6 protein-coding genes are annotated in these 6,789 nt (G+C 55.3%); 3 read left to right on the top strand and 3 right to left on the bottom strand.

Features of this window, described 5'->3' with window-relative positions; all coding sequences use genetic code 11:
• Positions 1 to 176: 176 nt before the first annotated feature.
• Positions 177 to 1,202 carry a transporter gene (locus tag H7A81_RS24440; protein WP_034821067.1) on the top strand — a complete coding sequence of 342 codons (1,026 nt, stop codon included), beginning with the start codon at positions 177 to 179 and terminating at the stop codon, positions 1,200 to 1,202.
• Between the two features lie 170 nt (positions 1,203 to 1,372).
• Here the strand turns inward: H7A81_RS24440 and H7A81_RS24435 are convergent, their stop codons facing one another.
• Positions 1,373 to 2,455 carry a L,D-transpeptidase family protein gene (locus tag H7A81_RS24435; RefSeq protein ID WP_034821064.1) on the bottom strand — a complete coding sequence of 361 codons (1,083 nt, stop codon included), beginning with the start codon at positions 2,453 to 2,455 and terminating at the stop codon, positions 1,373 to 1,375.
• A 198-nt stretch (positions 2,456 to 2,653) separates the two neighbouring features.
• Positions 2,654 to 4,468 carry a glycoside hydrolase family 15 protein gene (locus tag H7A81_RS24430; protein ID WP_058961596.1) on the bottom strand — a complete coding sequence of 605 codons (1,815 nt, stop codon included), beginning with the start codon at positions 4,466 to 4,468 and terminating at the stop codon, positions 2,654 to 2,656.
• 118 nt (positions 4,469 to 4,586) lie between these two features.
• Between H7A81_RS24430 and H7A81_RS24425 the strand changes: the two genes are divergently transcribed.
• Complete coding sequence (locus tag H7A81_RS24425) at positions 4,587 to 5,366, top strand: SDR family oxidoreductase (RefSeq protein ID WP_182058991.1); 780 nt, start codon at positions 4,587 to 4,589, stop codon at positions 5,364 to 5,366.
• Here the strand turns inward: H7A81_RS24425 and H7A81_RS24420 are convergent.
• Positions 5,363 to 5,938 (bottom strand): DedA family protein, encoded by a 576-nt coding sequence (locus tag H7A81_RS24420; protein WP_034821056.1) that lies wholly within the window; start codon positions 5,936 to 5,938, stop codon positions 5,363 to 5,365. The two genes, H7A81_RS24425 and H7A81_RS24420, sit on opposite strands and share 4 nt — an antisense overlap.
• Before the next feature lie 168 nt (positions 5,939 to 6,106).
• Between H7A81_RS24420 and H7A81_RS24415 the strand changes: the two genes are divergently transcribed.
• Positions 6,107 to 6,694 carry a Yip1 family protein gene (locus tag H7A81_RS24415; RefSeq protein WP_034821054.1) on the top strand — a complete coding sequence of 196 codons (588 nt, stop codon included), beginning with the start codon at positions 6,107 to 6,109 and terminating at the stop codon, positions 6,692 to 6,694.
• The last annotated feature ends 95 nt before the right edge of the window (positions 6,695 to 6,789 follow it).

Here is a 6,789-nt window from a genome sequence, read left to right as displayed (position 1 = left end):
TTTTCAGCCATAACACACCCCGGTGTGGATTGACGATGCTCGATTGGCATCCGTTACCCGCAGTGTGATACGTGGTTTGTATGACAGAATGATGATCGCGATCACGCTCTGTCATCTTGCTGTAACACGGCTGTCGCAGTCTGTGGATCTGACCGCTTCGGGATCCTCACGCTGCCATGCTCCAGCCTGTCTTGCCGCTTGCCTCATTGCCGGACTTCAATAATGAAGTGGCCGGACTCATCCATGGGTATCTGTTCACGCCGGAAGCACCGCCACAGCGGCTCAACGCGCGTGAAGCTTCGCAGCTCGCGCAGCAAAATTTGCCGGAATCCTATTTTCTTTGGCTACACATCAACCTGAATCATGCCCGTGCCGAGCGCTGGGTTCAGGACCACTTTAGTGTAGACGATGATTTTTTCGATGAGATCCATTCTGCTTCACCGCGCACACGTTTGGCCCATCAAAACGATGCGCTGCTGGCGGTGCTCAATGATGTGACGTTCAGCAAAGAAGAGCGCAGCACACAGAACGCGACGTTGTGGATTTGGTGCTGTGCGCACACCATTGTCACCGCGCGCTATCGGCCTGTGGGAATGATTGAACGCATGCATCAGCAAATTGATCGTCTCCCGTTCGCCGAGCCGGATGCGATGCTGTTGTGGTTGCTGGGTGAGCAGGAAGCGCAATTGGAGCAAGTGGTGCGTCGCTCCAGTCAGGCGGTGGATGCCATTGAAGAGCGTTTGCTCAGTGCAGCGATTAAAACCAACCGCAGTGAGTTGGGCCATTTGCGCCGTATGCTACTGCGTGTGCAGCGTTTGCTGGCACCGGAACCCGCCGCGCTATTTCGTTTGTTAAATCGGCCACCAAAGTGGCTTAAGCGCGAACCGCTCAGTGAATTGCGCATCTTTACGGAAGAGTTCAGCGTGGCATTGAATGACCTGGCGGGACTGATGGAACGCATTCGCTTGTTGCAGGAAGAGATTGCCGCGAGTTTGATGGAGCAGAGTAACCGCACGCTGTTTTTACTGACGGTGATCACCGTGCTGGCGCTGCCGATTAACATCATTGCCGGCTTTTTCGGTATGAACGTGGGCGGGATTCCGCTGGCAAATAATCCGCACGGTTTCTTACTGTTGGTGATTGTGGTGCTGGTGTTTACCCTGGTGGCGGGCTGGCTGGCGCTGAGACGGCGGCGGGAATGATGCCCAGGCATCCAGGCGCGCATCAAGGGACTACCGGGCACACAGGTAATAGATCAGAACGACCACATAAGTCACAATTTTGTGGTCAGTCGAGTCGGGTAATACGTTTTTGCGCCCATAAAAAAACCAGCCGCAATGGGCTGGCTTTTTACTGTATGGCGAGTCAGCGATTACAGGCTGTTGCCGGTCGCTGGTGCAGGCTGAGCAGCCGGAGCCACATCACTCTGCGGTGCAACGGCGCTGGCGCCCTGCGGGGTCATCGGCTCTTCTTTTGGCGTGGCGTCAGAAGATTCCTGAACCGGCACCGGCGCAGGCATCACTTCACCCTGTGGACCGTTGATTTTAGTCGGCATACCGTTACGTGCCTGGATAGCGTTGTTGACTGCATCCTGGTTAGTGCTGCCATCGGCAATCACTTTGGTTACCGCAGCGGTCAGCGTAATCGGCACCACTTCACGTGAGTTGAACTGCTCTTCGGTAGTAGAGAGTGGGTTGTGCACTTCTACATAGCGAGAACCATCTGGCTCAACGGTGGCTTTCACCGGCTGATCGATAAACTGTACGCGAGTACCAACCGGCACGTTGTCGAACAGCCATTTGATGTCGTCAGCACGCAGACGCACACAGCCGTGGCTCACGCGTAAACCGATACCGAAGTTGGCGTTAGTACCGTGAACTGCGTACAGGCGGCCGATATACAGCGCATACAGGCCCATCGGGTTATCCGGACCTGCCGGGAATACCGCTGGAATGCTTTCGCCACGTGATGCGTATTCTGCGTGCATCGCTTTGGTCGGCGTCCAGGTTGGACCGGCTTTTTTACGCTGAACCGTCGTGGTCCAGTTCACTGGCGTGTCTTTGCCCAGTTCGCCGATACCGATTGGCAGCACAACCACGGTCTTGGTGCCTTTCGGGTAGTAGTAAAGACGCATTTCCGCGCTGTTGATCACGATGCCTTCACGCGGGGCGTCAGGCAGAATCAGCTGCTGAGGGATCACCATTTTGGTGCCCGCTTTTGGCAGATAAACATCAACGCCCGGATTGGCTTCCAGCATGTTGCTGAGGCCCATCTGGTACTGAGCAGCGAAGGCTTCCAGCGGAAGTCGGCTGTCATCAGGCACGGTGATTTCAAGGTTTTCGCCGATCAAACGGCTGTTAGCCGCTGGCAGCGGATACACTACTGCGAATGCCGACTGGCTGAACGCCGCCAGTACTAAAGCAAGTGAAGCGAACGCGCGAATGCTCTTTTTCATGTTTTTCAAGTCGTTATAGCCGTGTTTCAGGCTTGTCAGTGTGTCGAATCCATCTTGGTCTCAATGACCCGGTGCGCATTATATGTGCATAGGCGCAGTGATGGGAATCAGGATTTTCAATGGCTGATGATACTTTACTTAATTAGTGGGCATTTCCCGACCCATCTCGTTGCCGTACCGCCCAAAATGTGAATTTTCTTAAGGCTGCCACAGCGTCACTTCATTACTCAATTTACGATTGAGGAAAAAAGCGGCACTGATTAACGCCAGATGCGACAGCGCCTGCGGCATATTCCCAAGCGCTTCGCCATGCGTAGTAAATTCCTCAGCGTACAATCCCAGGGGATTGGCATAGCTCAGCAGCTTTTCAAACTCAAAATGCGCCTCATGCACGCGCCCGGCTCGCGCCAGACACTCCACATACCAGAAGGAACAGGCGGCAAAGGAACCTTCACCCCCGGTTAAGGCATCGGCAGGCGTTTCGCTAATGTTATAGCGGCGCACTAAACCGTCGCTCACCAGGTGGGTTTTAATCGCGTCAAGGGTGGCGATCCAGTCAGGATCGGTAGAGCTGACAAAGCGCACCAGCGGCATCAACAGCATGGATGCGTCCAGGAACTTGCCGCCGCGTGTGGCGGTGAAATGGCCCAGTTCCGGGTTCCAGAAGTTTTGCCAGATGTCGTCGCGAATTTCACTGCGCACACGATCCCAGCGCTCATACGGCATTGGCAACGAACGCTTCAGACCGAGACGCAGGGCGCGATCCAACGCCACCCAGCACATCAGGCGCGAATGCAGAAAGTGCTCCGGCTCACCGCGCATCTCCCAGATACCGGCATCGGGCTGGTTCCAGTTGCCGCAGACATAATCAATCATGTCGGACACATGCCGCCAGCCACGTTGTGAAATGGCTTCACCGTATTTATTGGCAAGGTAAATGGCATCCATCAGTTCGCCGTAAATATCCAGCTGGGTCTGCCGCCACGCATCATTGCCGATGCGCACCGGGCGCGAGTTGGCATAGCCGGAAAGATTGAGCAACTCGGTTTCATGCAGTTCGGTGCCGCTGTCCAGGCGATACATCACCTGCAGGTGTGGCGTGTCGTCATGACTGTGCTCGACGCAGCGCCCCACCCAATGGGTAAAGTCTCGCGCTTCTTCCACATAACCCAGCCGCATCAGCGCATACATGCTGAAGGAGGCATCGCGGATCCACGAGGCGCGATAATCCCAATTGCGCTCGCCGCCTAACTCTTCCGGCAAACCAAAGGTCGCTGCAGCCGCAATCGAACCGTGCTGTTTCGAGGTAAGTAGTTTGAGTGCCAGTGCGGATCGCGTCACCATTTCCTGCCAGCGTCCGCGATACGTACTGTGGCTGCTCCAGCGCCGCCAGTAGGCCAGTGTGTCGCTGAAGCACTGTTCAGTGGCAATCTCCGCCACGAAGGGATCGTCATCGCTGCCAAATACAAACTCAGCAGATTCCCCGGCTTTGAGGGTAAATTCGGCAACTGCACTGTGGTTTTCACGGGTCATCACCACCGTAGCACTCAGCCGTAACGCGGGCTGGCCTTCAGCAAGAAAGGCCACGCCACCGGGGCGCAGTTCGGTATGGGTTTCAGCACGGGCATAATCATGGCGCGGGGCGCACAGCAAATTGAAGGTGGCCGAGCCGCGCACCATTTTGACCCGACGTACCAGTCGCGGCACTTTATTGGGCTGGTCGCAGATCGGCATGTAATCGGTGATCTCCGCCACGCCCGCATCGCCCAACCAGCGCGTCTGTAAAATATTGGTGTCCGGCAGATAGAGCTGCTGCTGGCGCGCATTTTTCCAGTCGGGTGCCAGTGAGAACAGACCGGCATCATCGCCATCCAGCAACGCAGCAAACACGGATGGGCTGTCTAACTCGGGCCAGCAGAGATAATCAATGGTGCCCTCATTGGCGATCAATGCACAGGTCCGTAAATCCCCAATCACGCCGTGATCATCAATTCTGCGTTTAATTTTGCTCATCCTGCCTCCTTGACTGCATCTGATTGTTAACTATAGACGAAAGGGTTTTTTCGGCTGATCCGAGGCACAGATCGATAACTTCTATACTGTGAGGACACCCATCACGCAGGAGAATGTTATGGCACTGGGCAAACAGAAAGTGGCCGTGGTTACCGCATCCGATTCCGGCATTGGCCGCAGCTGTGCCGTCATGCTGGCCGAAGCGGGCTACACGTTAGGGATCACCTGGCGCTCAGATGAGGCGGGGGCGCAGGAAACAGCGCGACTGGTCGAAAGCAAAGGGCAAACCGCACAGGTGCGACAACTGGATCTCTCCGACCCGCAAGAAGGGGGCAAGCAACTGGCGCAGCTCATCAATTCACTGGGTCGCATTGACGTATTGGTCAACAATGCGGGCGTGATGATGAAAGCCGATTTTCTCGACGTCACCTTTGAAGATTGGCGCAAAACGTTCAGCGTCGATGTGGATGGTTCATTTATCTGCGGACAGATCGCCGCCCGCCATATGGTCGATCAGGGCGATGGCGGGCGCATCATTAACATCACTTCAGTGCATGAACACACTCCATTGCCGGATGCCACCGCTTACACCGCGGCGAAACATGCGCTCGGCGGTCTGACCAAATCGATGGCGTTGAGTTTGTTGCCCCATCACATTCTGGTGAATGCGGTTGCACCGGGCGCGATTGCCACTGCGATGAACCATCTGACTGACGATCAGGCGCGCAGCACACGTATGCCGGAAATTCCGATTGGACGGCCCGGCGATACGCGTGAAGTGGCAAGTTTAGTCGCGTGGTTGTGTTCGGAATGGACGACCTATACCACCGGACAATCGTTTATTGTTGACGGTGGCTTTATGTTGGCCAACCCACAGTTTAAAGGTTATCACCACTAATCCGCCCGGCGGCGGTTCCAGCGGCGAATCACGTAACGCAGCGCGATGCCGAACACAATCGCCGCCACCAGCCACAGCAAATGTTTAAGATGCTGGTCGAGTTTATGCAGCCACGGAGTAATGATCTCCCCGGCGAAGTAACCCAGGGTGACAAAGATCAGCGACCAGAGCGCGGCGCCTATCACGTTGAGCACAAAGAAGCGCAGCGGTTTTAACCGGCTGGTACCGATGATGATCGGGCCAATAATGCGGAAGCCGTACATAAAGCGTACGCCAATCACAAACAGACTCGGGCGCTTCTGAATCAGGCGATTGGCTTTACGAATGGTATCTTCATGTTTACGGAAACGGCGCAGAATGCGCGTACCGTAGCGACGGCCCAGCCAGAACAGCAGCTGATCGCCGATAATTCCTCCCACCATCGCGGCCAGCACCACGCCGGTGAAGTGCAGCAGGCCTTCATGCGCCGCCACACCGCCCAGCAGGGTAAAAGTTTCCCCTTCCGCGATACAGCCAATCAGCAACGCCAGATAGCCGTACTGCGTAATTAATCCATTGATATCGAGATGCAAATTTTCCTCCCTGTCGCGAGTGATTCAGGTAACAGTTTATACGCCAGCGGCTTTTTTTGTGCCGCTGTCCGCAAAAACAGCCGCGCCGATTATACTTGAAGGGAAGCTGCCTGAGTGAGACAGCCTGATCGCTGAAGTGGCAGCCCGTCGCATCAGAGGAGTGATTTTATGAATCATGTCTGGGGTCTTCTGGCGCATCCTAACCAGGAAATGCGCGATATCAAGCAAGAAAACGAGAGCGTTTCGCACCACTACACCCACCATGTTTTGATGATGGCAGCGATCCCGGTGATCTGTGCCTTTATCGGTACCACACAACTGGGCTGGAATCTGGGCGAAGGGCAGTTCGTGCAACTCAACCTGCTGACCGGTATCGGTCTCGGCATTCTTTTCTATCTGATTATCTTAGGCGGCGTGGCGGTGATGGGCCGCGTCATTCATTGGATGGCGCGCGATTATCCGCAGCGTCCCAGCATTCAGCGCTGTACCGTGTTTGCTGGCTATGTCGCTACCCCGTTATTTATTAGTGGGCTGGTGGCACTTTATCCGCTGGTGTGGCTGTGCGTGTTGGTCGGCGCAGTGGCGTTACTCTATACCGGTTATCTGCTTTACGTCGGCATTCCGGTGTTCCTCAATATTGATCGTGAAGAGAGCATGCGCTTCTCAGGATCGACACTGGCGATTGGTGTGCTGGTGTTTGAAGTGCTGCTGGCACTGACCGTGGTGTTGTGGGGTTACGGACCACGATTGTTCTAACCTGCAACGACACCGTGAACGGGAGGCCATTAGGTCTAATGCCGATCAGTTAAGGATCAGTTGAACGATCCAGTGGCTGTGTAAGAATCCGGAAA

It is taken from the genome of Pantoea sp. ME81 (genome assembly GCF_903970985.1).
Taxonomy (GTDB): domain Bacteria; phylum Pseudomonadota; class Gammaproteobacteria; order Enterobacterales; family Enterobacteriaceae; genus Pantoea; species Pantoea communis.
Note: the sequence above shows the minus strand (reverse complement) of the source record. Positions and strands in the feature narration are given on the sequence as shown.